Origin of the sequence: Collinsella sp. TF07-1 (genome assembly GCF_003437235.1) — a bacterium.
Lineage (GTDB): Bacteria > Actinomycetota > Coriobacteriia > Coriobacteriales > Coriobacteriaceae > Collinsella.
The window spans coordinates 23,890-47,624 of the sequence record NZ_QSRV01000016.1; the positions used below are offsets into that span (position 1 = coordinate 23,890).

A 23,735-nucleotide genomic window follows, 5' to 3' on the forward strand; every position below is an offset into this window, starting at 1 on the left:
AAACTAATCAGGAAGGAGGCCACAGGTGCCCAAGAAGGACAAGCCGCTCACGGCGAAGCAGGAGGCGTTCGCCCGCGAGATGGCCAAGCCCCGCGCCAAGCAGCAGGACGCGTACCGCGCGGCCTACGACTGCAAGCGCATGAACTACAACTCGATAAGCTGCGCCGCCTCCAAGCTGATGCGCGACCCACGAATCGCGCACAGAATCCAGGAAATCCGCGACGCGGCCGCCAAGGACTGCCGCTGGGAGCTGCAGGACGCGGCCGCCCCGCTGTTCGAGGTGCTGGACGGCGCGCTGCCCATCTTCCGCCGCCAGGCGGTCGAGGGCAGCATCAACGGCGATGCTCGCCTGGCCATAACCGAGAGCGTGAAGCTGCTCAACGACATGTTCGGCGTGGACGGCGCGAAGGCCGCCATGGCGGAGGCGGGGGTGACTATCGTTGACGACCTCGGTTAGGCTCTCGGACGTCGTGGCCTCCGTGTTCGCCGGCGTGTGGCGCTCCATCAAGGCGCACGAGTTCACGCACTACTGGTTCAAGGGCGGGCGCAACTCCACCAAGTCGTCGTTCATATCCATCGCCATCGTGCTGCTGATCATGCTCAACCCGGAGGCCAACGCCGTCGTGCTGCGCAAGGTCGGCAACACGCTGCGCACGTCCGTGTACGAGCAGATAGGCTGGGCGTGCGACGTGCTGGGCGTGGCGCACCTGTTCGACTTCGGCCTGTCCCCCATGGAGGTGACGTACCGCCCCACCGGGCAGGTCATACGCTTCGTGGGATGTGACAAGCCGAAGAAGCTGAAGTCCGCGAAGTTCCGCACCGGCTACTGCGCCGTGGTGTGGTTCGAGGAGGTAGACGAGTTCGACGGCATGGACGAGGTGCGCAGCGTGCTGGCCACGTTCCTGCGCGGCGGCGACATGTTCTGGGTGTTCTACAGCTACAACCCCCCGCGCTCGGCGCGCAACTGGGTGAACAAGGAGGCGCGCGACCTGGAGGCCCATCCGGGCGAGGACGGGCGCTTCATATGCCACACCACGTACCTGGACGTCATAGACGAGCACCCCGAATGGATAAGCGCCACCGCGCTGGCGGAGGCAGAGCGCAGCCGCCGCAAGACGCCCGACTCGTACGCCTGGCAGTGGCTCGGCAAGGTAACGGGCACCGGCTCCGAGGTGTTCTCCGACGAGCTGCTGGAGATCAGGCCCATAACGGACGAGGAGCGCGCGTCCATCTCCCTGCGCTCGTTCGGCGTGGACGCGGGCAGCGTGCACCCGTGGGTGTTCGTGGAGGTCGGCTACGACGAGAACGAGCGCGTGCTGTACCTGCTGGACGAGGAGAGCCGCCAGGGCACCGAGGCCGTCGACCCGAAGACCGCCGAGCTGGTGGCCGCGAAGCTGGACGAGGCCGGCGACCCCGCCGCAGACGTGTGGTGCGACAGCGCGGCGCGCGGCATGATCTTGTACTACCAGGAGCAGGGCATCAGCGCCCAGAAGGCGTTCAAGCAGGGCCTCAACTCGCCCAAGAACCGCGTCAGGTGGATGCAGAACCTGACGCGCGTGGTCATCGACCCCGACCGTTGCCCGCTCGCCGCCAAGGAGTTCCCCGAGTTCGAGTACGTGTCGAACGGTCAGGGCGACATAACCGAGACACTGCCGAAGGTGAACGACGACCCGATAGACGCGGCGGGGTACGCCGCAGGGCTTTGGATAAGGAGCAACCTCTGATGGAGAAACGGGGAAACACGGGCTACGCCGAGGCGTGGCTGCGCCGCATGGGATACCAGCCGGACACCCGCATGCAGGGCATGGTGGGCGTCTGGTTCGGCTGGTTCGCGGCGAACAACGGCTGGTACCACTACAGCGAGCGGCGCGGCTTCCGCGTGTACAAGCGCGAGCGCGCCAGCCTGCACCCGGCGGCGCTCGTGGCCGACGAGTGGGCCAGTCTGCTCATGAACGAGAGCACGATCATCTCCAGCACGAGCGACGAGCGCCGCGCCTGGATGGCGCGCTACTTCGCCAACCCCACGGCGACGGGCGGCGTCGGCGACGAGGGGCACGAGGACGGCCAGGCCGCGCCGCAGCCGGCAGAGGACGGCGACGCGCCCACATCGTTCGCCATGGACAACGCCGACTTCATAGCCCGCGCGTTCGCCATGGGCACGGGCGCGTGGGTCATCGAGCCGCGGGGCGTGACCGACAGCGCCTACACGCCCGACGCCGAGCTGCGCATCGTGCGCTACGACGCAAGCCAGATAATCCCGCTCACGTGGAGCGCCGACGACTGCACGCAGTGCGCGTTCGTGGGCCGCGTGGAGGTCGCCGGGCGCGACTATGACCAGTGCCAGGCCCACGTGCTCAAGGGCGGCACCTACCACATCCTCACGCAGCTGTTCGACACCCACACGCACAAGCAGGTGACGGTCGAGGGCATCAGCGCCGACATGGACACGCGCTGCACCCGCCCGCTTTTCGCGCTGGTGCGCCCCGCCGTGTCGAACCGCTTCTACGACTACTGCGCGATGGGCGCGAGCGTGTACTGCAACGCCGTGGGGGCCATGAAGGTGGTCGACGAGGCCGCCACCTCCCTGCTCGACCACATTCGCGTGGGCCGCCCGCGCACGTTCGTGGACAAGACCCTCATAGAGTCCAAGACCGACAAGGGGCCGGACGGCAGCCTAACGAAGACCTACTACGCCTTCGGCGAGGCCGACGACACCATCTTCAGCATGAACCCCGGCGACGAGGGGTCGGCCAAGATTCAGACCGTTCAGAGCGACCTCAAGGCCGACGAGAACGCCAGCGCCATCAACACGGGCCTGCGCCTGCTGTCGGTGGCGTGCGGCTTCGGCAACGGCTACTTCTCCTGGGAGTCGCACACGGGCCTGAAGACCGCCAAGGAGGTGGCGGCCGACAACTCGCAGCTGATGCGATCCATCCACCGGCACGAGAACGCCCTGCGCAAGTCCATCGTGCGCCTCGTGAACGGCATGGCCGACGCGTGCCGCAGCATCAAGGGCGAGGCCGTGCCCTACGGCGACGTCACCGTGGACTTCGACGACTCCATCATCAGCGACACGCAGAGCGCGCGCGAGATGGCCATGAGCGAGGTCGGCGCGGGCATCATGGCCCCGTGGGAGTACCGCCGCCGCTTCTACGGCGAAACCAGCAACGAGGCCAAGGCCAACGTGCCCGAGCAGCAGGGCGGCGCGTTCGACATGCTGGGCGACGGGCTCGCCTGATGCTGGGGCCGGACTACATAGAGCACTTCACCGACGCGGCGCAGGCGGCCATGGACGAGTACACCCTGCGCCTGGTGTGCATCTACGCCGCCCTCATAGGCTCCATAGACTTCGAGGGAGACAGCGCCTACTCGCAGGCCGCCCGCAAGGCCGCGCTGGCGTCCAAGGACGTGCAGAAGGCCATGAGCGAGGAGGGCCGCAGGGCCGCACGCGAGGCGGCCAAGGCCGCCGCCGAGGCCGTGGCCGAGAGCGCCGAGACCGACCTGGGAACGCTCGGCACGGCCATGGGCGCGCTGTCCAAGGCCATGCAGTGGAGGCTGCACAACTCCGCCCGCGCTACCGCCGCAGGCGTGCAGGACGTCGTGAGCCGCGACAACCTCAAGATGCCCGCCAACGTGCAGCGCGCCTACCTTGAGGTGGTGGCGCAGGCAGTGGCGCGTGTGAACTCCGGCATGGCCGGCTACGAGGAGGCCACCCGCGAGGCCGTGCTGAAGCTGGCCAGGCGCGGCGTGTCCGTCGTGGACTACAAGAGCGGGGCGTGGGCGCAGGCGGACGTGGCCATGCGCCGCCACGTGCGCACCCAGGTCGTCCAGGCAGGCAGCCGCAACACGCTGGAGCTGCTGGAGGAAACCGGGCACGACCTCGTGCAGACCTCCTCGCACGGCGGCGCGCGAGAGAGCCACGCCAAGTGGCAGGGCCGCGTGTTCAGCCTGTCGGGCAAGTCAAAGAAATACCCGCCGTTCTACCGAGAGACGGGCTACGGCTCGGTTGACGGGCTGTGCGGCGCGAACTGCAAGCACGACTTCGGCATATACGTCGAGGGCCAGCCGCTTCGGTACGAGCGCGACCCCGACGGCGGCGACGAGAAGCGCGAGGAACGCTACCAGGCCAGCCAGCAGCAGCGCGCCATCGAGCGCGAGGTGCGCGCCACGAGGCGCGAGGCCATGGCGCTCGAAGCCGCCGGCATAGACAACACCAAGGAGCGCATGAAGCTCGGCAGGCTCCAGCAGAAGCGGCGCGACCTCGTGGCGAAGCACCCGCACCTTGCCGCAGAGTACGGGCGCGAGGACCCCTACGAGACCGGCAGCAAGGTGTACGCCCTCACCCGCCAGAAGGTGAGCCGCACGGCCTATATGGCGCACCCGAACACCAAGGCGCTCATAGCCGAGGCGGGAGTCAGCCAGAAGCGCGTGGGCGAGCTGGTCAAGGCCAGCGGAGACGGATTCGAGCTGAAAACGGGCGCGGAACGCCGCGCGGCGCTTGAGAGCGCCATCAAGCAGGCGAAGGCCGAGCAGGAGCGCGACAAGCGCGTCGCGGACGCAGCAGCCATGACGGTGCACGCCGACAAGCAGGCGAAGCACATGGCCGGAAGCCGCCAACACGAGCAATACGTGGCGAACCTAAAGCGCAGGGGCGGCGCGTACAAAGAGCCGAGCGTCGTCACGGTGACGCTCGACGAGGTGCGCGACCTTGTGGCGAAGCACGCGGGAACCGGAACGGCCCAGACGACGAGGGGCGGCAAATGGAGCGGACGCGAAACATGCGACGCCGGGCGCGTGATTGGCTACGTGATAGGCGATAATGGGGAGCACATACAAACGACGCGCTTCACCATCCACTACGCTGGCGGAGACGTGCACATAGTCCCGGCAAACCCAAAGGAGGAGCAGAGATGAAGCTGGAAGAAACGCTGAAATACTGCGGCAAGCAGGTGTGCGTGACGTGCACCGACGGCGAGGAGTACCGGGGCGTGTACGACTGGTACCAAAGCGACGCCGAATCGCTGGACGAGCCCAACGCCATCGGCATAGAGCGCGGCGGCATAATCACCGAGATACCCGTCGCCGAGGTGGCGAGCATCGCCGCCATTTAGAAGGTGACAACCGAATAGAGAACGGCACCCAGGCCGCCCGCGAAAGGGCGGCCTTTTCTTTTGCCTGGCGACACCTCGGGGAAGATGCGGTCACGCGATGGGGCGGCGACAACGGCCCCGCACGCGACCACGGCGACAACGGTGGGCCATCCAAGCGCGCAGGGAAGCGCGACAACCAAACACGGAAGGAGCAAGCGATGGCTGAAGACAACAAGCCCCAGGGAAACGAGGGCGGCGAAGGCCAGCAGACCGAGCCCCAGAAGGAGGTCGTGTCCTACGCGAAGTACAAGCGCGAGACCGACGAGTACCAGGAGCAGGTGAAGGCCCTCAAGGCCGAGCTGGAGCAGCGCGACAAGCAAATCGAGGAGTTCACCTCCAAGGCGGGCAACGCCGAAGAGCTTCAGGCCGCGCTCGACAAGGCCAAGGCCGACAACGAGGCGTACAAGGCCGACGCGGAGAAGCGCGAGGCCGAGATGCGCCGAGACTTCGCCATCGACACCAAGCTGGCGCAGATGGGGGTGCGCAACGCCAAGGCGGCGCGCGCGATCATCCCGAACATCGCCGACGCGAAGCTGGACGAGCAGGGCAACCTAACGGGCATCGACTTCGAGGCCCTGAAGAAGGACAACGCCTACATGTTCACCGACCAGCCCCGCGAGAGCGCGGGCGGCGACCCCAAGGGCGGCGCAGGCTCCGACGGCCTGGCCGACTTCCGCGCAGCTTTCGGACTCACCGACGAATCTTCAAAGGAGTAAATCATGCCAAACAGCATCGAACTGCCCAAGGGCTACGAGAACGTGCTCATGGAGGCGTACCGCAAGGAATCCCTGACCGCAGTGCTTGAGAGCGCCGCGCCGCAGGGCAACATCGCGCAGATGGAGCAGCTGGGCGAGTTCTACTACCCCGTCTACTCCATGGGCGGCCTGGGCGACGTGCAGGCCAACGGGCGACTGCCGCAGAACAGCGGCGCGTCCCTGACTTGGAAGCCCATCAGCGCCAACTACGACCGCGGCACCATCCTGGAAATCGACCAGAAAGTGGACGCCCAGTCCTTCAACCTGGCGTTCGGCAACGCCGCCGCGCACTTCAACCGCACCAAGGTGGTGCCCGAGGGAGACGCGTTTGTGTTCTCCACGCTGTGCGCAGGCACCGGCATCACCAAGGAGCAGAAGACCTACGCCGACGGCGCGGACATGCTCAAGGGCTTGAACGCCGCCATGTGCGACATGGACGAGAAAGAGGTGCCGGAAGAGGGCCGCGTGCTGTTCATCACCCCTACCCTGCTGGGTATGGTGAAGGACCTGGACACCACCAAGTCCCGCGAGGCGCTGGACGGCTTCTCCTCCATCGTGAAGGTGCCGCAGTCCCGCTTCTACAGCGCCATCGACCTCCTGGACGGCACCACCAAGGACGAGGAGATCGGCCACTACAAGAAGGGCACCGGCGCGGTGGACATGAACTTCCTCATCGTCCACAAGGACGCCGTGGTGCTGCGCTGGAACTTCGCGCACGGCAAGGTCATCGACGCCGAAGACAACCAGCAGGGCTTCGGCCACCTGTTCAAGTACCGCAAGTACGGCGTGTGCGGCGTGCGCGAGAACCTGGCGCACTACATCACCGCAGGCATGAAGGCCGCGTAGGAAGGAGGCGCGACATGCGCACCGTTGGACTGGCCTTCGAGAAGAAGGCCCCGAAGAAGGCCAAGCCCGCCAAGGGCAAGGCGGAAAAGCCCGAGGCGAAGGCCGCAGACGAGCAGCCCGCCAAGGGCAAGACGGAAAAGCCCGAGGCGGCCGAGGACGATGGAAACTAGAGCCCCGACCCACGAGGACTACCTGGCAGCCGGGCGCGGGGAGCTGTCCGCCGAGGAGTTCAAGGCGGCGCTCCCCCACGCCACGGCAGCCGTGCGCGACCTGATCTTCCCCAACGAGCCGGACGGCTCCGAGGAGTGGGCGCGCGCGGTCATGGCGGCCTGCGAGGTCGACGCCGCGTACGGATGCTCGGGCGGCATCATGGAGGGCGGCGGCTTCACCGTCGGCTCGTTCTCGTGGAACCCCGGTACCGAAGGGGCCAGCACCTACCGCAGCGACATGGAGGCCGCCGTCCGCCGCGAGCTGCTTGGAACGCCGCTGCTCTACGCGGGCATCGGGGGTACCAGATGATGCGGGTGCCGCGCTCGGCGCGGCCCTCCACCATGTCCGTCAAGGTGCCCAGGGAGGGCGGCTACGGCGGCGAGTTCGAGCAGCCCGTCGAGGTGCGCCGCGTGCGCTTCGAGCCCGCCTCGGCGTGGCTCGTGCGCGAGTACGCCCTGGGCGACGGCGCGCAGGGCCTCGTGATAGCGGACGGCGCGGACAGCCCCGGCATGTTCGACGTGCCAGTGGGCAGCCGCGTGAGCATCGACGGGGGCGAGTGGATGAACGTGGCGAGGTGCACGCCCCGCCGCGCGTTCGGCACCCGTCCCCACCACTGGGAACTGGAGGTGAGGTAGCCATGCCCGCAGCAGTTACGGTCGACCTGACCAAGCTCATAAAGCGTTTCAGCGCGAAGGAGCTGGAGGCCAAGCAGGTGAAGTTCGCCATGAGCGTGGCCGAGGACATGAACGCGTTCACGCCAGAGGACACCAAGCGCATGCACAACTCCATGCAGGCCGCCTCCGACTTCAGGCAGGGCTTCGTCATATGGGACGCCGACTACGCCGCCTACGTGCGCGACCTGCCCGACAGCTCCATCAAGCACGGCAAGAACCCGAGGGCCAAGGCCGACTGGCCGAAGGCCGCGAAGGAAGCGCACGGCGAGGACTGGGAGCGCCTGGCCGTCGACCTCCTGACCGAGGGGGCGTGACATGGCCCCGGACGTGATGGAGGCGGCGAAGGCCGCCATAGAGGCCCTGGGCTACGGCCCGGTGCTCCTCACCCGCCTGGCCGCCTCGCGCGGCCACGACGACGCGGTGGTGCTGCGGCCCATGCCCACCACCGACGTGGTGCGCCACATGGACGGCACCCGCCGCGTGGGATACGTGCTGCAGGTCATCGTGAAGGACACCTCCGAGGCCAAGGCCATGGGCGACGCCTACGACCTGGCCGACGCGCTGGACGGGGCCGACCTGTCCTCGCCCACAGGCTCCTACGGCTTCACGAGCGCGTCGCTGTACACCGAGCCGCAGGAGATAACGCCGCCCGAGGGCGGGCCGTACCTGTGGGAGTTCCGAATCAAAGCGACCATAACCATAGAGAAGGGATAACGATGGCAAAGAACCAAGACCTGGGCTTCGCGCCCAACTACATGAGCGCGCTGGAGATCGACACCACGCCAGACGCGGCCAGCCCCACGTGGGCCATCTTCTCGCGCGGCATCACCGAGGTGAAGCCGACCACCAACGAGACCACCGAGACCAAGGACTACTACGACGGCTACGGCACTCCCACCGACAAGGTGAAGAGCGTGCAGCCGCAGTACGAGGTCACAGGCGACCGCTGCTACGGCGACCCCGCGCAGGACTTCGTTGCCAGCCTGGCGCTTGAGACCGGCGAGGGCCGCACGGGCCACTTCCGCCACACCGACCCCAACGGCGACGTGGTGGAGGGCGACTGCACCTACCTGGGCCTGACCGTCGGCTCGCAGCAGGGCGCGGCGTCCGACCCCGGCGCGTTCTCCTGCACAATCTCGGGCGCTGGCGCTATGCGCTACATCCCCGCCAACAAGCTCAAACAGCCCACGGGCGTCACCTGCACCGCGCCGACCGGCCCGGCCGTGGGCAAGTCCATGAAGCTCGCGCCGACCGTCACGCCCGCCGAGGCGAACGCCAAGTGCTTCTTCGCATCGGGCAACACCGACGTGGCCACCGTCGACAGCGACGGCAACGTGACGGGCGTGGCCGCAGGCGAGGCGGTCATCACCGTGCGCTGCGCGTCCAAGCCGAGCATCTGCACGCAGGTGAAGGTCACCGTGGCGGCGAAGTAGCCGCAGGCGACACCAGACATAACCTCCTGGACATGGGGGCGCGGGCTAGTGAGCGGCCCGCGCCCCTTTTCTATGCCCGACGCTCACCGCTCACGAAAGGGGCAACAAATGGAACTTCTGAAAAACATCCGCGCGTACGAGGACGTGTTCTTCGAGGACCCCGAGGAGAACCCCGACACGCCGCGCTTCCGCGTGTGGTTCGACGACAGGCACATCGAGGAGTACCTGGCCAAGGTCGGCAACGCCATCGACCGCGCGCAGGCCAACGAGCAGATGGCCCGCGAGGCCGACACCCCCGAGAAGGCGGCCGAGGCCAACGCCGCGCAGGCCCGCCTCATGAAGCGCACCATCTCGGCGTTCATCGGCACCGAGGGCTGGGAGCAGCTGCTCGCGTGGATGGGCGGCGACGAGGGCCCCATCGCGCCCGAGGAGAACATCCGCATCCTGGGCGAGGTCTTCGCCACGTTCCTCAACATGTTGGCGCGCCACGCGACCAGCGAGCAGCTGATGGCGTGCGGCCTTGCATACAGCGAGCGCGCCGATCAGGTCCAGGCGCTCAACCGCGCCCAGCGCCGCGCCAAGGCCAAGCGCAAGAAGAAGGGCGGCAAGTAATGCTGCCAGCCGCGCTCACGGCCGAGCGGGTGCGGCTGCCCGATGGCACGAGCGCCACGCGCTACCCGTGGAACGGCGAGGAGGTGCTGGTGCGCGACGACGCGCTCACGATCATCCGCGTCATCGAGGTGCTGACCGACGAGGGCAAGTCCGACGACCAGCGCCGGGACGAGTTCCTGGCGCTGTTCTTCGTGGACTGGGCGGACGCGTGGTGCGCATGCGACTACGACGCCGCCGAGTTCGTGCGGATGCGCGACGCGGCGGTATGGGACATGTGCGGACTCGACCTGAGCGGCGACCGCCCGCACGAGACCCCGCTGTGGGACTTGGAGGAGGACGCGGCGCGCATACGCACCAGCTTCCGCCAGGCCTACGGCATCGAGTGGGACGAGGTGCGCGGTCGCATCAGCTTCGCCGAGTTCGTGGCACTCGTGGGCGGCTGCCCGCAGGACACGCCGCTCGGCGCGGCCATCCACTACCGCAACCCGGCGACCAAGCCGAAGCCAACCAAATACAACAGGCAGGAGGTCGAGGCCTGGAACGCCGCCCACAAGGCGTTCGAACTCGGCAAAGGCCGCAGCTCACACGGCTCTGAGGAAGGAAGCGACGCGGCGATGCGCGATGTGTTCGCCGCGCTCAAGAGAGCGACGAGGTGAGCATGGACGGCAACGTCATCATCAAAGCGGTGCTCGACACCGTTGACATATCCAAGAACATCAAGGCCCTGGAGCGCGACCTCCAGGGCATCTCCTGGAAGAACATAACCGAGGGCGACGAGAAGGCCGCGAAGCTGTCGTCCTCGTTCAAGAAGGCCGGCACGGCCGCCACGGTGACGCTGACCGCGCCCGTGGTGGCCGCCGGCAAGGCCGTATTCGGCGTGGCCAGCGACTACGAGCAGGCCAACGCCCGCATAGCCGCCGCGTTCGGCGTGTCCGGCGAGGAGGCCGAGCGTTTCAGCGGCATAGGCAAGCGCATATACGAGGGTGGCTGGGGCCAGTCCCTGGACGAGGTCAACGATGCGCTGATCCAGTGCAAGTCCACCCTTCGCGACGTGTCCGACGAGGACCTGCAGACCGTCACCACCAACGCACTCATGCTGTCGGACACCTTCGGCGCAGACGTGAACGAGTCCATACGCGGCACCAACGCCCTCATGGAGGGCTTCGGGCTGTCCGCCACCGAGGCCAGCGACCTGCTGACGGCGGGCATGCAGCGCGGCCTGAACTACACCGACGAGCTGGGCGACAACCTGAGCGAATACTCCGTGCGATGGGGCGAGGCGGGAATGAGCGCCAGCGAGTACTTCTCGCTGCTAGAAGCGGGCACGTCCAACGGCGCGTACAACCTGGACAAGGTGGGCGACTACCTCAACGAGTTCCTGACGGCGCTGTCCGACGGCCGCATGGAGGAATCCATCGGCTCGTTCAGCGAGGGCACGCAGGAGGTCTTCGAGAACTTCAAGAACGGCAGCGCCACCGCCGAGGACATGCTGCAGGCGGTGCTGGGCGACCTCACGCAGATGCCAAACGAGTACGACAAGGCCGCGCTGGCCTCCACCCTGTGGTCCTCGCTGGGCGAGGACAATGCCATGGGCATGATCGAGTCCCTGGCGGGCGTGCAGGACAGCTTCGGCGACGTGGCGGGCGCTGCGCAGCAGGCCCAGGAGGCCGCCTCCGACAGCTTCGCCGTGAAATCGCAGGAGGCCATGCGCGAGCTGCAGGGCTCCATCGAGCCGCTTGGCGAGCCGCTGCTAAACATCGCCACCAACGTGGCGGGCGTCGTCAAGTCGTTCTCCGAGTGGTTCGCCGGCATCGGCGAGGGCGGCCAGACCGCCGTGCTGGCCATAGCGGCCATAGTGGCGGCCATCGGGCCGGTGCTGTCCACCGTCGGCACCATCATCAGCGTGGTGCCGCAAATCGGTGCTGCCTTCTCCGCCGTAGGCAAGGCGGGCACTGCCGCGCTGGGGCTTATAGCCGCGCACCCCGTGATAGCGGCAATAGCGGCCATCATCGCCGCCGTGGTGCTGCTGTGGAACAACTGCGAGGAGTTCCGCGACGCCGTGACTGCCGTGTGGGATGCCGTGTGCGCCGCGTTCCAGGTGGCCGTCGGCGTTGCCGGCGGGGTCGCCGAGTCGATAGGCGCGTTCTTCTCCGGGCTGGGCGCGACGCTCGCGGGCGTGTGGGACGGCATCTGCAACGTTGTGCAGGTGGCCGTGATGCTGCTCGCGGAAATACTCAACCTAGCCATCGAGACGCTGCTCATACCCTGGAACTTCGTCTGGGAGAACTTCGGCGGCGTGATCACGGCGGCGTGGGGCCTCATATGCGGTGCGGTCGGCACGTACATCCAATACGTGAGCGACGTGATAAGCGCGGCCCTTGAGGTGATTCAGGGCGTGTGGGATACGGTGTGGGGTGCCGTCAGCTCAACCGCTTCCAGCGTGTGGGATGCCATCACCTCGGCTATAGGCGCGGCCATCGACGCCATCAGCTCCACCATATCGGCGGTGCTGTCGGCGATACAGGCCGTGTGGGACTCCGTTTGGGGTGCCGTGAGCACCACGGCGTCGAACGTGTGGAACGGCATCAGCTCGACCATATCCGGCATCGTGAACGGCATCCGCGACACGATCTCCAGCGTGTTCAACGCCGCCAAGGACACCGTGAGCAGCGTGTGGAACTCCATCAAGAGCGCCATCGAGACGCCGATACAGAACGCCCGCGACACCGTGCGCAACGTCATCGACTCCATCAAGGGGTTCTTCAACTTCTCGTGGTCGCTGCCCCACCTGAAGCTGCCGCACCTGTCCATCTCCGGCAGCTTCAGCATCTACCCGCCGAGCGTGCCGCATTTTGGCATCGACTGGTACGCCAAGGGCGGCGTGTTCAACGGCCCCAGCGTCATCGGCGTCGGCGAGGCGGGCCCCGAGGGCGTGGTGCCGTTCAACGAGCGCGGCGCGCGCCCGCTGGCCGAGGGCATCGCCAAGCTGCTCGATGGCAAGGGCGGCGCGGCCCATGGCGACACGAACGTGACAATCAACCTGTACGCGACCGTGCGGGAGGAGGCCGACATCGAGAAAATCTCCCGCCAGATAGCCAAGGAAATCAAACGGCAGGAGTGCTTCGCATGATATACAACGGCTTCGACTTCGCGCCGTGGTTCGACACCCGGCTCGTGACCCGCTCGCTGCTGCCCGAGTACGAAATCGCCACGCGCGACGTGCCCGGGCAGCCCGGCTCGCGCTTCATGCGCGCAGAGCTGAAACCCCTGACGATAGACGTGGCGGCGGCCTGGAGGGCACGCCCCGCCGACGATATGGCGGCCCTTCGCCGCCTCATGGCCTCGCGCCTGCTGTGCCTCAAGGAGGCCGAGCTGTGGCTGGACGACGAGAGGCACCTGGGCCTGCGCTACATGGCCGTGCTGACCTCGCCGGGCGCGCTCGACACGTTGTGGCACACCGGCGAGGCCACGCTGACGTTCACGGCATACGACCCCGTGGCCTACGGGGCCGAGGGGCGCGCAACCGTGTCGGGCACCTCGGGCGTGCAGGTGGGCGGGACGTTCCGCACCTACCCCACCGTGACCGTCAGGCCCGGCGGCAGCACGTCGGCGCTGCGGCTGACGAACATGGGCACGGGCGAGTTCGTGCAGATCGACAAGGCGGTGACGGCATCGAGCGCGGTGGTCATCGACATGGCCGCCCCGCAGGCCACGGTGGACGGCAGCCCCGCGCCCGTGACCTTCGAGAGTGACTTCTTCCCGCTGGAGCCGGGGGCCAACAGCCTCAAGCTGTCCAGCGGCACCGCGACGGTACAGTGGACGGAAAGGTACGTGGGCTGATGATTCTGTGGGCATGCGACCGCTGGGAGGCGTACAAGGGACCCATCAAGACGCTGTTCGAGTGCGAGGACACGCGCGAGGTCAACGGCGAGAACGCCCTGAGCATCACAACGCTGGCGCGCCTGGACAAGGGCGACCGCCTGGTGTGGCGCGACCTCAAGGGCCGCTGGCACGAGAACATCGTGGACGGCGTGGAGGAGGAGCGCGCAAGCGCGGGCATCCTCTACACGTACTACTGCCCGACCTCGGCGCAAATCGAGCTCCTGGGCGACTACCTGGAGGACAAGCGCCCCTACGACGTGAGCGCCTACGCCGCGCTGGCCTCGGCGCTGTCCTCCTCGCGCTGGCAGGTCGGAACCGTGGCCGACCTCGGGCAGGCCGGCACGAACTTCTACCACACCAACGCATGGGCGGCCATCCACGACGTGGCAGACACTTGGGGCGGCGAGCTGTCGTTCGAAATCCAGGTGAGCGGCACCAAGGTGACCGCACGCCGCGTGTGCATGGCCAAGCAGGTCGGCGAGGACAACGGCAAGCGTTTCACCTACGCCAAGGACCTCGTGAGCGTCAAGCGCAGCGTGGACGAGGGCAACGTGTGTACCGCCCTGTACGGCTACGGCAAGTCCCTGCAGACCGCCGACGAGGACGGCAACCTGACGGGCGGCTACGATCGCAAGCTGACCTTCGGCGGCGTGAACGGCGGGCAGAACTGGGTGGGGTCGGCCGACGCGCTGGCGCGCTGGGGACGGCCCGACGGCAAGGGCGGCAAGGCGCACGTGTTCGGCGACGTGGAGTTCTCCGACTGCGAGGACGCCGCCGAGCTGAAGAAGCTCACCGAGGCGCAGCTGGCGAAGTCGTGCGTGCCCACCGTGTCCTACACTGTGGACGCCGTGGCGCTTGCGCGCGCCGGCGAGGGCTTCGAGGGCGCGGACGAGGGCGACCTGGTGACCGTGGTGGACAAGGTGTACGACCCGCCGCTGCGCGTGCGCACGCGCATCACCAAGGTGGTGGAGGACCAGCTGCGCCCCGGCGAGGTCACCTACACGTTCGGCAACTACCAGACGGTCGCCGAGCTGATGGCCGCGCAGAAGTCGGCCGCCAAGTCCACCGCCTCGACCATCCGGGCGACCGTGACCGAGGCCGTGAACGCCTCGAACAAGGCATCGACCGGCAAATGGGGCGAGAGCCTGGCGGCCGCCGAGGAGCGCCAGAAGGCGTACGCCAAGGAGGTCGGCGGCGCCGCCCAGGACTACACCGACCAGATAAGGGACGAGCTGGACAAGGCCCTCAAGGAGTACGCCGACAACGGGGACACCACGCTGGAGGAGGCGCTGAAGAAGTACTCCGACGACGGCAACCTGGCCCTGGACGAGGTGCTGCGCCTGTACACCGACACGTCGATAGAGCAAAGCGAGAGCGTGCTCAAGCAGATAGACGAGGCCAACAAGGAGTACCTGGAAGGCGTCACGGGCAAGTTGGACGAACGGCTGACGAGCGCCGAGGGCGAGGTGGATGGGCTGCAGAAACAGCTCGACCAGCTGCCGACGGATATCCGCAAGAAGATCGTTGACATGCTCAACAGCGAGGTGAACACCACGGGTGGCTGGGTGTACGAGGAGCCCGGCCAAGGCATCCTGGTGTACGACAAAAAGCCCGAGAGCGCCACCAAGTGCGTCAAGATAGGCGGCGGAATCATCGGCGTGGCCAACTCCAAGTACTCCAGCGGCGCGTGGAAGTGGCGCACGGCCATAACCGGCGACGGCGTGACCGCCGACGAGCTGACCACGGGCCGCATCAAAGGCGGGAACTCGTACTGGGACCTCGACAGCGGGGCCTTCTACCTGCGCGACGGCTCCATCTTCATGACCGACAGCAACGGCAACAGGGTCTACATCAACGCCACCAACGGCTTCCAGATATACGACAAGAACGGCTCCATCATCGCGGGCACCGTGCTGGCGGGCAGCACCTCCATGTTCCGCTGCAACATGGTCGGCACGTCGTCAACCAACTACATCACCACCGGCGCGACGACGAACAACAACCCGGGAGCGTCGTTCGTGAACGGCTCGACCGAGTACTGCACCATCGAGGCCGTCCACGCGAAGGACAGCCCCACGGCGAGCTCGACCGACGGCGTGGGCATATCCGCCTGCGGCTACGGCTTCCTGGCAGTCAACCGCTACTACCGCCAGACGTGGCTGACGACCCCCTACTACGCGGGCTACATGAGCCATCCCGACGAGCAGCTGTACATGAGGAGCGGCAACAGCAACGCGGGCGGCTCGGCGTACGTGAAGCTGCAGGAGAACTCCAACAACTACGTGTACCTGGATAGCAGCCGCGCAGACATTGGGTCGTCGGGCACCGCCAGGATACTCGCCCCGAAGTTCGCCATAGGAACCAGTCCGAGCAGCGGCGGCACCTACGGGTACACGGGCTCCACGCAGTTCATCGGGTGCATCACCAACAACGGCAACAACTGGACGTGGGGCACCATCAACGTGGTGAACGGAATCATCACCGGCATGAGCAGCATCACGGGAAACTAGACCAGCGAGAGAGGAAACGGAATGTTCTACCACCTTGTGCAGCAGCCCGAAGCGCCGCAGGCGCTCGACGGTGCGCCGAAGCCGCCCGAGGCGCTTCCGGTGTTCGAGTGCATCAGCGACCCGGCCACGGCGCGGGCCATCGTGGAATCGGAAGACGTGTTCGAGTTCGACGGCAAGGGCGGCTTCACGCTCGTGTCCAGCCCCGTGGCCGTCATGGACGCGGAAGGCGGCGAGGCCAACGCCGTGGACTTCTCGGCGCTCACCGACGAGGAGATATGCGGGGTCCACAGAGCGCAGCCCGGCGACATATCGCGGACACTTGCGGCCGAAGGAAAGGAATGAGGCATGGCAACGCACGAGCTTACGCTCAACCTCAAGAAGACCAACATAGCGCCGCCCGTCATCACCGTGCACCAGGGCGACAGCGCCGAGGTCCTGAAGGCCGCCATCTACGACGGCGACAAGAAGGCGGCCCTGACGGGCTGCAAGGTGCACCTCATGGCTGCGAAGCCCGACCACACCTACGTTGAGCAGCAGTTCACTGGCATCAGCGACAACGTGGCCACCGTGACGGTCGACCCCGCCGTCTTCGGCGTGGCCGGGCTGCTCAAGGTGTGCTACGTGCGCGTGCGGAACGCGGCAGGGCTGGACGCCACCACCGAGAACGTCCTGGTGAACGTGCTGCCCTCGGCGAGCGCGTCGGGCGAGATATCCGGCCCGTACGTCGATGCGGTGGAGGCGATCATCGCGAACCTCGAAGGGCAGCTAGCCGACGTGAGCGCGCTGAACGCGCAGATGCAGAAGGCCGAGGCCTCCCGCGCGAGCGCGGAAAACCAGCGCGCCACGAACGAGAAGGCACGCCAGACCGACGAAACCAAGCGCGCAGAGGCCGAGAAGAAGCGAGCCACGGCGGAAAGCGACCGCGTGACCGAGGCGTCGCAGCTGAAGACGGCCTCGCAAGCCGCCACGGCTGCGGCAAACGGCGCGGCCTCGAACGCCGACGCGGCGGCAAACATCGCCCTGCAGATAGCCAACAGCGTGGCGCAGGGCAGCGCGGGCAGCTCGGACATGGCCAAGCAGAAGCAGCAGATAGCCGACCTGTACGGCAAGCTGGCCGACGCCACGGACGCGTTCATCTACGACGACGGCACCGTGTACTGCCCCGCCTCCAAGGCCAGTGCATCTGGCAGCACCATCACGTTCGGGAGCACCTGCACGGCGTCCGGCACAACCCTCAACCTCAAGTAGAAAGGCAACGAAATGGCACAAGCGAAAACCCTGTCGGTGGGCGGCATCGGCTACGAGGTCATCGACGATACCGCGCGCAGCAACGCGCAGACGGCGCTCAACAACGCCGAGTACAACCGCCAGGGCCAAATCGGCAAGTACGGCGGGCAGAACATCGCCACCATCCTGGCGGGAGAGATCGGCAGCGGCAGCGTGTACGACGCGCTGCACAAGCGAGCCGCCAGCGGCAACTTCGCGGGCCTGCGCGTGGGAGACTACATCGACGTGCCGCTGGTAAGCGCGTCGGGCGTGGCGGCCCAGCAGTCCGTGCGCTTCCTCCTGGCGCACTTCGACCCGTACTACTGCTGCGGCGACAGCTCCAAAGGCCACCACATCGCCTTCGTGGCCTCCGCGCCCATCGCCGTGGCCAAGACCGTGACCGGCGTTGCCAACGACAGCTTCCTGATGTGGAACACGACCAACACGAACCAGGGCACCGCCGACCAGAAATGCCCCTACCCCAACAGCAACCTCAAGGCGTGGGAGACGGCCTTCGAGGCGTGCCTGCCCGAGGGGCTGACCAAGTACCTGCTTACCCAGCGCGTCCTGCTTGAGAAGCGTTACAGCGCCAGCGGCGCGCTCAACGACTCCAACTCGTGGAGCTGGCAGGATATTGGCAAGGTGTTCTCGCTGTCCGAGATGGAGGTGTACGGATGCCCGGTGTGGGGCACCAAGGGCTACAGCGTCGGCTTTGACTGCCAGTGGGACCTGTTCAGGGACACCGCGCACCGAATCAACGGAACTCGGTACGGTTGGTGGTTGCGTTCCGTCGTGGGTGGCTCCTCGTCCGACGTGTGCTACGTCAACAACGGCGGCATTGCCGGCTGCGGTTCGGCGACGAGCGTCTGGGTTCGCCCCCGCCCCGGCTTCCTCGTCGGCTAGCCAGCCGAGTGCTCTATACTCTGCTTTTAGGCGACCGCCTTGCGCGGTCGCCTCTCGCCCGCGAAGCGGGCCGTTTTTTTCCGCCAGTTTCCCCAGGAGGTGCATGTGAGCGGCGTCTACCAGCGCAACCGTGAGGTTTCCGAGTACAAGTTTTTCACTCAAGCAATCGCCATCCGCGTGGAGGTCAACAAGCTGATGGCGTCGTCGTCCGTGGTGCCGAAGGCCTACCGGCTGCTCAACGCCGTGCCAACGGTGGAGACGGCGCGCAGCATCGTGTACAACGTCAACCGCGCCGACAGCTTCTACCCCAACAGCTCGTTCAACGCATTGGAGCGCAAGCGGTACCTGACGCTGGCCATAGCGGACTGCGAGCAGCTGATGCTGGACATGCAGTGCCTCATGGATATCGGCCTGCCGGTGAACGCCAACCGCTTCGAGGAGCTGGCGGCCATGGTCGAGGAGGAGATCAGGCTGCTGAAGGGCGCACGCAAGAACGTGCGCGTGACGGGCAAGAAGTCCACCGAGGAGCGCATAGCCGAGGCCGAGGCCGAGCTAGAGCGCCTGCGTTCGCTATAATGGGCGGCGGTCGCGCCTTGTTTATCGGTACAATTGGTGGTTGCGTTCCGTCATGGGTGGCTCCTCGTCCAACGTGTGCTACGTCAACAACAACGGCAATGCCAACTACAATTCGGCGACGAACGTCTGGGTTCGCCCCCGCCCCGGATTCCCTTACTGCCAGACCGAGTAGGCCCCAGGGCCGAAAGCAGAGCGCGGAGAGGAAGGAAGGCGCGACCATCGGGCATGCGCCCGTAAATACGCACCCCGCGAGGGTGGCCGGACGCTGCTTGCATGGCGCGGCGCTCCGTGGCTTCGCCGCGTTTCATGGCCATACCTCAAGCGGCTGTCAGAGCCACATTGCAAGCCGTGCGGGGTGCTCTCTATGAACTCAGAGCAAAGAAGGGCCGCACGCCGCAAGCGCCGCGAGGAGAAGCGGGCCAAGGCAAAGGCCGAGCGCGTCAAGGCGTGCACGCTTGAGACTGTGGCCGACCTCAACAGCCTGTGCAAGGCTTCAAAGCAGGCCGCGCGGGGCGTCATGTGGAAGTCGTCCACGCAGAGGTACATGAGAAGCTACCTGCGCAACGCCGTCCTGTCCCGCCGCGACCTTTTGGAGGGCCGCGACATATGCCGGGGCTTCATACGGTTCGACCTATGGGAGCGCGGCAAGCTGAGGCATATCAGCGCCGCGCACTTCCCCGAGCGCGTGGTGCAGAAGTCGCTGTCGCAGAACGCGCTCGTGCCCGCGATCGTGCCCACCCTCATAGCCGCGAACTCCGCGAACATCAAGGGGCGCGGCACCGACTACGCCCTGAAGCTGCTCAAGCGCCACCTGGCCGACCACTGGAGGCGGCACGGCCGCGAGGGCTACATCCTCCTGGGCGACTTCTCCGACTACTTCGCGCGCATAGCGCACCAACCCGTCAAAGACCAGGTGGCCTCCGCGCTGCTAGATCCGCGCGTGGTCGCCTTGGAGCACCGCCTGATAGACGCGCAGGGCGATGTGGGCCTGGGGCTGGGCAGCGAGCCGAACCAGATATGCGCCGTGGCCCACCCCAGCTGCATCGACCACTATGTGACCGAGATGCTGCGCCCCGAGTCTTACGGGCGCTACATGGACGACTTCTACCTGATACACGAGTCCAAGGACTACTTGCAGGTGTGCCTGCTGCTGATAGAGGGCAAATGCGCCGAGCTGGGCATCGAGCTGAACCCGCGCAAGACGCGCGTGGTGAAGCTCACGCGCGGGTTCACGTGGCTGAAGAAGCGCATCTTCTACACGGAGACGGGTCGCATAGTCGTGAAGCCGTGTCGAGACTCCATAACGCGGGAGCGCCGCAAGCTCAAGAAGATGGCCCGCATGGTCGCCGATGGCATCATGACCCCCGAGCAGGTGGAGCAGAGCTACCAGAGCTGGCGCGGAGGCATGAAGCGGCTGGACGCGCACCGCAGCGTGCGGGCCATGGACGCGCTGTACCGCAGCCTGTTCGGAAATCCCGCGGGGGAGGGTTGCTCAATGCAATCCAAACCTGGAGGCGACACGGATGGGAACATGCCCCTACCCTAGCAACGGAAGGAGCGACCCATGACGGAACAGGAAATCGCCGGGGAGATCAACGGCTACAAACAGCAGCTTGAGCAGAGCGACTACAAGGTCATGAAGGCGGTGGAGCGCATCTTCTCCGCATCGTCCATCACCGACCTGCTCTCGGCCATCGCCGCAGCTGCCAAGGAGGTGGCCGAGATCATCTCGCAGCGCCAGACGTGGCGCGACCGCATCAACGAGCTGGAAGCCATGGAGCCCGACCAGCCGGAAGCGCCGCAGGAGTAGCGAGCGCCCCTTCGGGGGCGCTTTTCTTTTGCCCGGCGACACCTCGCGGACAATCGCGGCAGCGATTCGAGGAGGTGAGAAAACGAATGACCGACGTGCTGGAAATCTTCGCGCCGTACGGCCCCGGGTCGCTTTTCGGCGCACTGCTCGTCCTAGTGGTCCTGTACTTCGGCAAGCAGTTCCTCGAAGAGTTCAAGGCCCAGAACGAGCGCAAGGCGAACATCGACCTCAGGCGCGAAGAGCGAAAGCAGGACGAGGTGAACGAGCGGGCGCAGCGCGACCGCGAGCGCAGCCAGATGGAGGGCCGCATCGCCGCGCAGATGGAGCGCAGCAACGCGCTGATGGAGGCTATGAAGGCGCTCATGGAGTCCGTCGTGACCTCCAATGAGGTGCTGCACGCCGACCTGGCGAACAGCCAGGCGCGCAGCCAGGGCATGGCGGCGAAGGTCGACCACATCGCCGACCGCGTTGACCTGCTCTACAAGGAATCGGCTCGATAGAAAGGAATCCGAAATGACAGAAATGCAAGCAATCGCAGCCATCGTGCTGTCTTTCGCCGTGCCGTTCGCGGTGCAGCTGATCAAGACCGAGGCCATGACCGGCAAGGCCGCGCGCATCCTGGCGCTGGGCTGCTCGCTCCTGGCGGGCGTCGTGACCGGCTTCGTGGGCGGCGTGCCCGCAGACCCGGGCGCATGGGTCACGTGCGCCTTCGCCGTGGTAGGCGGCGTGCAGGCGGCCTACACGCTGTTCAAGTCGGTAGGCATCACATCCAAGTGGCTCGACGCCCTGCTGGGCGTGACCGTAGGCGGGAAGGAGTAGGCAATGGCTAAACTGTTCATCATCTGCGGCCACGGCGCTGGCGACCCCGGCTGCTGCGCAGGAGGCTGCACCGAGGCCGAGCGCGTTCGCGCCCTGGGCCAGCGAATCAAGGAACTGGGCGGTTCCGAGGTCGAGCTGGGCGATACGTCCCGCAACTGGTACGCCGACGGCGGGCTTAACCGCCTGAGCACCGACGCGCCGGTGGTGGAGCTGCACATGGACGCCAGCGGCATCGCCACGGCCCACGGCGCGCACGTCATCATCAAGGAGGGCTTTGAGCCTGACGAGTACGACAATGCGCTGGCCGACAAGCTGGCGGCGTTCATGCCCGGGCGCTCCGAGAAGCTGGTGCGCCGTTCCGACATCGAGAACCCGAACCGAGCCGCCGCGCGCGGCATCAACTACCGCCTGTGCGAGAACGGCTTCATCGACAACGACGGCGACCGCGAGAAGTTCAACGGCAACCTGGACGAGCTGGCGCGCATCTACCTGGAATGCTTCGGCATCACTGCTGGAAGCGCCCCCGCAGCCGTCCCGCAGCCGCAGCCTGCGCAGCAGGAAACGACCGAGAACTTCGGCGGCACCTACCGCTGCACTGTGGACTACCTGCGCGTGCGCGACGCCCCCGGCCTGGGCGGCACCGAGGTGGCGCACTATTCCGGCGGCGAGACCGTGACGCTGGATAACTGGTACAAGATCGCCGACGGCTACGTGTGGGGCCGATACACGGGCTACAGCGGCGCAACGCGCTACATCGCCGTGGGCAAGGCCACGGGCAAGCCAGAGGCCGACGACTATCTGGTGAAGGTGGGATAGGCCATGCCGTACCCGAGCCCCGCAGACGAGGAGCGCAACGGCGGGTGCGGCCCCATCCTCGCGGCGGTCGTCCTGCTGTTCATCGTCCTGGCCGCCGCAAGCTGCGCGTCGCAGGCCATGGGAGCGCAAGACGTGACCGTGAGGCAAGCCCGCACGGACGGCCCCATATACGACCTGCCCGAGGGCATCGGCCAGGAAATCGTGTGCGACGAGCACAACCGCGAGTATCTGCTGCTGACCACCGAGCAGGGCGGCGTGTTCCTCATGCCGTACATGGACGAGGACGGCGAGCAGGAAATCATGCCGCAGGCCTAGAACGCAAAGAAGCCGCCCCGTATGGAGCGGCTTCTTTCTATCTGACGAGCAATACGAACGCCCGCCTAACGACGAACACGCGTATGTGTTCGCCTACTGAACAGTTGGTGGAGGCGCGGAGAATCGAACTCCGGTCCACGAAAGCCCCCTGATTGGCATCTCCAAGCTCAGTCGCTGGTTTAGTCTCGGACGCTTTGCGCGCAGCGACACGCTCGCGGCGTCCTAACCGGTTCAGTCTTAGCCTGCGCCATACCGATTACGTGCGCAGGAGCATTCCCCTAACATGACGTCGCGCCGGTGTCGGGGAAATCACCGGGTTGACGCGCCGCTATAAATTAAGCAGCGAGAGCCATAGGCTCAAAAGAAGAGTTGTTGTCAATTCAATTTGACGGTACCCCTGTTTAACGAGGCGAGGAGACCTCGGCTTGCTTCCTCTCTCAGAGCTATCGTGTCGAAACCAGTCGCCCCCGAATGTCGGGAAAGTCTGGATGGTATCGGGCCTGCAAACACCCGATAACCGTCGACTTTTCAAGGAACATACGGGGCGAGCCCCGCTTGTGGAGTGTTATCTTACCACGTTCTGAAAGCGGACAGCTGTTCTATGCACGAGCTGTGAAGACCCCAATGTGCGCCGCACTTCGCACTTTTGTTACCGATCGCGTCACGTATATTTTCGCCAAGCAAAATTGACCCGTCGAAAGGACCGTTATGGATACCAAGCAGCAACTCGTCGATGCCCTCGCAGGCCTGGGCTCAACCATTACCGAAGCTATGGATGTCATCGAGGGCTTTGTCCCCTGCGGACATCCCGCCCTCACGGTATCGAACGCACTCGTCGCGCTGGACGTTGACGATGATGCAGCTCTCGCCCAGCAGCTTGAGACCGTCGAGGGCTTTATCGACCACGTGAGTGAGAACCGCGGCGTGGCCGCCTACCACGGTATCGAGCTCGAGCTCGCGGGTCCCAAAGCCGATCTGCTCGCAGCAATCCGCGAGGTAGGCGCCCTCATGCAGACCGCAGGCGTCAAGAACACCCAGGTCAACGAGTGGGTCTACCGCAGTCTGGCAGCACTCGACAGCTCCGACGAAAAGGCAGCCGAGCAGCTCGCAGAAAGTCCCGCCATTAAGGCCGAGCTTTTGTAAATAGCAGACGCGGGC

The 23,735-nt window shown here is 66.2% G+C and carries 29 protein-coding genes, 1 other RNA gene and 1 pseudogene; 30 read left to right on the top strand and 1 reads right to left on the bottom strand.

The annotated features are described in order from the left end of the window. The first annotated feature begins 25 nt into the window (after nt 1-25). From DXC67_RS07115 to DXC67_RS07240, 29 genes and pseudogenes are all read left to right on the top strand, one after another. Nucleotides 26-457: a hypothetical protein gene (locus DXC67_RS07115; protein ID WP_117637871.1), complete on the top strand. Its 432-nt coding sequence runs from the start codon at nt 26-28 to the stop codon at nt 455-457. Next, nucleotides 441-1,724 carry a PBSX family phage terminase large subunit gene (locus tag DXC67_RS07120; protein ID WP_117637872.1) on the top strand — a complete coding sequence of 428 codons (1,284 nt, stop codon included), beginning with the start codon at nt 441-443 and terminating at the stop codon, nt 1,722-1,724. The genes DXC67_RS07115 and DXC67_RS07120 overlap by 17 nt, the downstream gene beginning before the upstream one ends. Nucleotides 1,725-1,948: 224 nt before the next feature. Continuing rightward, nucleotides 1,949-3,238, top strand: a complete 1,290-nt coding sequence (locus DXC67_RS07125) for a phage portal protein (RefSeq protein ID WP_147327769.1) — start codon at nt 1,949-1,951, stop codon at nt 3,236-3,238. Then, nucleotides 3,238-4,914: a phage minor capsid protein gene (locus DXC67_RS07130; protein ID WP_117637874.1), complete on the top strand. Its 1,677-nt coding sequence runs from the start codon at nt 3,238-3,240 to the stop codon at nt 4,912-4,914. Before DXC67_RS07125 ends, DXC67_RS07130 begins: the two co-directional genes overlap by 1 nt. Then, the gene (locus DXC67_RS07135; protein WP_117637875.1) at nt 4,911-5,111 is read left to right on the top strand and encodes a hypothetical protein; all 201 of its coding nucleotides are present in this window, start codon (nt 4,911-4,913) and stop codon (nt 5,109-5,111) included. Before DXC67_RS07130 ends, DXC67_RS07135 begins: the two co-directional genes overlap by 4 nt. Before the next feature lie 197 nt (nt 5,112-5,308). After that, nucleotides 5,309-5,866 (top strand): phage scaffolding protein, encoded by a 558-nt coding sequence (locus DXC67_RS07140; protein WP_117637876.1) that lies wholly within the window; start codon nt 5,309-5,311, stop codon nt 5,864-5,866. Between the two features lie 3 nt (nt 5,867-5,869). Continuing rightward, nucleotides 5,870-6,751, top strand: a complete 882-nt coding sequence (locus tag DXC67_RS07145; protein WP_117637877.1) for a hypothetical protein — start codon at nt 5,870-5,872, stop codon at nt 6,749-6,751. A 14-nt stretch (nt 6,752-6,765) separates the two neighbouring features. Next, a complete protein-coding gene (locus tag DXC67_RS10405) occupies nt 6,766-6,921 on the top strand; it encodes a hypothetical protein (protein ID WP_158551312.1) in 156 nt (51 codons plus the stop codon). Then, nucleotides 6,911-7,270, top strand: a complete 360-nt coding sequence (locus tag DXC67_RS07150; protein ID WP_117637878.1) for a hypothetical protein — start codon at nt 6,911-6,913, stop codon at nt 7,268-7,270. The genes DXC67_RS10405 and DXC67_RS07150 overlap by 11 nt, the downstream gene beginning before the upstream one ends. 32 nt (nt 7,271-7,302) lie before the next feature. Next, on the top strand, nt 7,303-7,596 hold the full coding sequence (locus DXC67_RS07155) for a minor capsid protein (protein WP_147327771.1): 294 nt from the start codon (nt 7,303-7,305) through the stop codon (nt 7,594-7,596). Between the two features lie 2 nt (nt 7,597-7,598). Beyond that, nucleotides 7,599-7,949: a minor capsid protein gene (locus DXC67_RS07160; RefSeq protein ID WP_117637880.1), complete on the top strand. Its 351-nt coding sequence runs from the start codon at nt 7,599-7,601 to the stop codon at nt 7,947-7,949. A 1-nt stretch (nt 7,950) separates the two neighbouring features. After that, a complete protein-coding gene (locus tag DXC67_RS07165; RefSeq protein WP_117637881.1) occupies nt 7,951-8,349 on the top strand; it encodes a minor capsid protein in 399 nt (132 codons plus the stop codon). A gap of 2 nt (nt 8,350-8,351) precedes the next feature. Next, nucleotides 8,352-9,068 carry a phage tail tube protein gene (locus DXC67_RS07170; protein ID WP_117637882.1) on the top strand — a complete coding sequence of 239 codons (717 nt, stop codon included), beginning with the start codon at nt 8,352-8,354 and terminating at the stop codon, nt 9,066-9,068. 108 nt (nt 9,069-9,176) lie between these two features. Beyond that, on the top strand, nt 9,177-9,680 hold the full coding sequence (locus DXC67_RS10410) for a hypothetical protein (RefSeq protein ID WP_158551313.1): 504 nt from the start codon (nt 9,177-9,179) through the stop codon (nt 9,678-9,680). Beyond that, nucleotides 9,680-10,336: a Gp15 family bacteriophage protein gene (locus DXC67_RS10415; RefSeq protein ID WP_158551314.1), complete on the top strand. Its 657-nt coding sequence runs from the start codon at nt 9,680-9,682 to the stop codon at nt 10,334-10,336. Before DXC67_RS10410 ends, DXC67_RS10415 begins: the two co-directional genes overlap by 1 nt. 2 nt (nt 10,337-10,338) lie before the next feature. Then, entirely contained in the window at nt 10,339-12,810 is a 2,472-nt protein-coding gene (locus DXC67_RS07180) for a phage tail tape measure protein (RefSeq protein WP_117637884.1), read from the top strand. Beyond that, a complete protein-coding gene (locus tag DXC67_RS07185; protein ID WP_117637885.1) occupies nt 12,807-13,520 on the top strand; it encodes a distal tail protein Dit in 714 nt (237 codons plus the stop codon). The genes DXC67_RS07180 and DXC67_RS07185 overlap by 4 nt, the downstream gene beginning before the upstream one ends. After that, entirely contained in the window at nt 13,520-16,072 is a 2,553-nt protein-coding gene (locus DXC67_RS07190) for a phage tail spike protein (protein ID WP_117637886.1), read from the top strand. Before DXC67_RS07185 ends, DXC67_RS07190 begins: the two co-directional genes overlap by 1 nt. A 21-nt stretch (nt 16,073-16,093) precedes the next feature. Beyond that, the gene (locus tag DXC67_RS07195) at nt 16,094-16,414 is read left to right on the top strand and encodes a hypothetical protein (protein ID WP_117637887.1); all 321 of its coding nucleotides are present in this window, start codon (nt 16,094-16,096) and stop codon (nt 16,412-16,414) included. A 3-nt stretch (nt 16,415-16,417) separates the two neighbouring features. Further along, complete coding sequence (locus DXC67_RS07200) at nt 16,418-17,320, top strand: BppU family phage baseplate upper protein (RefSeq protein WP_117637888.1); 903 nt, start codon at nt 16,418-16,420, stop codon at nt 17,318-17,320. Nucleotides 17,321-17,332: 12 nt separating this feature from the next. Then, nucleotides 17,333-18,241 carry a DUF6273 domain-containing protein gene (locus DXC67_RS07205; RefSeq protein ID WP_117637889.1) on the top strand — a complete coding sequence of 303 codons (909 nt, stop codon included), beginning with the start codon at nt 17,333-17,335 and terminating at the stop codon, nt 18,239-18,241. A gap of 105 nt (nt 18,242-18,346) precedes the next feature. Then, entirely contained in the window at nt 18,347-18,817 is a 471-nt protein-coding gene (locus tag DXC67_RS07210) for a hypothetical protein (RefSeq protein ID WP_233503197.1), read from the top strand. Between the two features lie 34 nt (nt 18,818-18,851). Then, nucleotides 18,852-18,989: pseudogene (locus DXC67_RS10645) on the top strand (DUF6273 domain-containing protein); the annotation flags it as partial. Nucleotides 18,990-19,181: 192 nt separating this feature from the next. Further along, complete coding sequence (locus DXC67_RS07215) at nt 19,182-20,363, top strand: RNA-directed DNA polymerase (RefSeq protein WP_233503198.1); 1,182 nt, start codon at nt 19,182-19,184, stop codon at nt 20,361-20,363. Nucleotides 20,364-20,381: 18 nt separating this feature from the next. Next, a complete protein-coding gene (locus DXC67_RS07220) occupies nt 20,382-20,627 on the top strand; it encodes a hypothetical protein (protein WP_117637890.1) in 246 nt (81 codons plus the stop codon). 86 nt (nt 20,628-20,713) lie between these two features. Beyond that, a complete protein-coding gene (locus DXC67_RS07225; RefSeq protein WP_117637891.1) occupies nt 20,714-21,127 on the top strand; it encodes a hypothetical protein in 414 nt (137 codons plus the stop codon). A gap of 13 nt (nt 21,128-21,140) precedes the next feature. Next, nucleotides 21,141-21,446, top strand: a complete 306-nt coding sequence (locus DXC67_RS07230) for a hypothetical protein (RefSeq protein WP_117637892.1) — start codon at nt 21,141-21,143, stop codon at nt 21,444-21,446. Between the two features lie 3 nt (nt 21,447-21,449). After that, nucleotides 21,450-22,262 carry an N-acetylmuramoyl-L-alanine amidase gene (locus DXC67_RS07235; protein WP_117637893.1) on the top strand — a complete coding sequence of 271 codons (813 nt, stop codon included), beginning with the start codon at nt 21,450-21,452 and terminating at the stop codon, nt 22,260-22,262. 3 nt (nt 22,263-22,265) lie between these two features. Next, the gene (locus tag DXC67_RS07240) at nt 22,266-22,577 is read left to right on the top strand and encodes a hypothetical protein (RefSeq protein ID WP_117637894.1); all 312 of its coding nucleotides are present in this window, start codon (nt 22,266-22,268) and stop codon (nt 22,575-22,577) included. Nucleotides 22,578-22,682: 105 nt separating this feature from the next. On the opposite strand, the gene ssrA is transcribed toward DXC67_RS07240, so the two are convergent. After that, nucleotides 22,683-23,046: a transfer-messenger RNA gene (gene ssrA / locus DXC67_RS07245) on the bottom strand. Nucleotides 23,047-23,285: 239 nt separating this feature from the next. Between ssrA and DXC67_RS07250 the strand changes: the two genes are divergently transcribed. Next, nucleotides 23,286-23,720, top strand: a complete 435-nt coding sequence (locus tag DXC67_RS07250; protein ID WP_117637895.1) for a hypothetical protein — start codon at nt 23,286-23,288, stop codon at nt 23,718-23,720. The last annotated feature ends 15 nt before the right edge of the window (nt 23,721-23,735 follow it).

Excerpts from the sequence above, each read along its gene's own strand:
- DXC67_RS07125 (WP_147327769.1), top strand. The coding sequence starts at position 1,949 with ATGAACGAGAGCACGATCATCTCCAGCACGAGCGACGAGCGCCGCGCC.
- DXC67_RS07130 (WP_117637874.1), top strand. The coding sequence starts at position 3,238 with ATGCTGGGGCCGGACTACATAGAGCACTTCACCGACGCGGCGCAGGCG.
- DXC67_RS07135 (WP_117637875.1), top strand. The coding sequence starts at position 4,911 with ATGAAGCTGGAAGAAACGCTGAAATACTGCGGCAAGCAGGTGTGCGTG.
- DXC67_RS07140 (WP_117637876.1), top strand. The coding sequence starts at position 5,309 with ATGGCTGAAGACAACAAGCCCCAGGGAAACGAGGGCGGCGAAGGCCAG.
- DXC67_RS07145 (WP_117637877.1), top strand. The coding sequence starts at position 5,870 with ATGCCAAACAGCATCGAACTGCCCAAGGGCTACGAGAACGTGCTCATG.
- DXC67_RS10405 (WP_158551312.1), top strand. The coding sequence starts at position 6,766 with ATGCGCACCGTTGGACTGGCCTTCGAGAAGAAGGCCCCGAAGAAGGCC.
- DXC67_RS07150 (WP_117637878.1), top strand. The coding sequence starts at position 6,911 with ATGGAAACTAGAGCCCCGACCCACGAGGACTACCTGGCAGCCGGGCGC.
- DXC67_RS07155 (WP_147327771.1), top strand. The coding sequence starts at position 7,303 with ATGTCCGTCAAGGTGCCCAGGGAGGGCGGCTACGGCGGCGAGTTCGAG.
- DXC67_RS07160 (WP_117637880.1), top strand. The coding sequence starts at position 7,599 with ATGCCCGCAGCAGTTACGGTCGACCTGACCAAGCTCATAAAGCGTTTC.
- DXC67_RS07165 (WP_117637881.1), top strand. The coding sequence starts at position 7,951 with ATGGCCCCGGACGTGATGGAGGCGGCGAAGGCCGCCATAGAGGCCCTG.
- DXC67_RS07170 (WP_117637882.1), top strand. The coding sequence starts at position 8,352 with ATGGCAAAGAACCAAGACCTGGGCTTCGCGCCCAACTACATGAGCGCG.
- DXC67_RS10410 (WP_158551313.1), top strand. The coding sequence starts at position 9,177 with ATGGAACTTCTGAAAAACATCCGCGCGTACGAGGACGTGTTCTTCGAG.
- DXC67_RS10415 (WP_158551314.1), top strand. The coding sequence starts at position 9,680 with ATGCTGCCAGCCGCGCTCACGGCCGAGCGGGTGCGGCTGCCCGATGGC.
- DXC67_RS07180 (WP_117637884.1), top strand. The coding sequence starts at position 10,339 with ATGGACGGCAACGTCATCATCAAAGCGGTGCTCGACACCGTTGACATA.
- DXC67_RS07185 (WP_117637885.1), top strand. The coding sequence starts at position 12,807 with ATGATATACAACGGCTTCGACTTCGCGCCGTGGTTCGACACCCGGCTC.
- DXC67_RS07190 (WP_117637886.1), top strand. The coding sequence starts at position 13,520 with ATGATTCTGTGGGCATGCGACCGCTGGGAGGCGTACAAGGGACCCATC.
- DXC67_RS07195 (WP_117637887.1), top strand. The coding sequence starts at position 16,094 with ATGTTCTACCACCTTGTGCAGCAGCCCGAAGCGCCGCAGGCGCTCGAC.
- DXC67_RS07200 (WP_117637888.1), top strand. The coding sequence starts at position 16,418 with ATGGCAACGCACGAGCTTACGCTCAACCTCAAGAAGACCAACATAGCG.
- DXC67_RS07205 (WP_117637889.1), top strand. The coding sequence starts at position 17,333 with ATGGCACAAGCGAAAACCCTGTCGGTGGGCGGCATCGGCTACGAGGTC.
- DXC67_RS07215 (WP_233503198.1), top strand. The coding sequence starts at position 19,182 with ATGAACTCAGAGCAAAGAAGGGCCGCACGCCGCAAGCGCCGCGAGGAG.
- DXC67_RS07220 (WP_117637890.1), top strand. The coding sequence starts at position 20,382 with ATGACGGAACAGGAAATCGCCGGGGAGATCAACGGCTACAAACAGCAG.
- DXC67_RS07225 (WP_117637891.1), top strand. The coding sequence starts at position 20,714 with ATGACCGACGTGCTGGAAATCTTCGCGCCGTACGGCCCCGGGTCGCTT.
- DXC67_RS07230 (WP_117637892.1), top strand. The coding sequence starts at position 21,141 with ATGACAGAAATGCAAGCAATCGCAGCCATCGTGCTGTCTTTCGCCGTG.
- DXC67_RS07235 (WP_117637893.1), top strand. The coding sequence starts at position 21,450 with ATGGCTAAACTGTTCATCATCTGCGGCCACGGCGCTGGCGACCCCGGC.
- DXC67_RS07240 (WP_117637894.1), top strand. The coding sequence starts at position 22,266 with ATGCCGTACCCGAGCCCCGCAGACGAGGAGCGCAACGGCGGGTGCGGC.
- DXC67_RS07250 (WP_117637895.1), top strand. The coding sequence starts at position 23,286 with ATGGATACCAAGCAGCAACTCGTCGATGCCCTCGCAGGCCTGGGCTCA.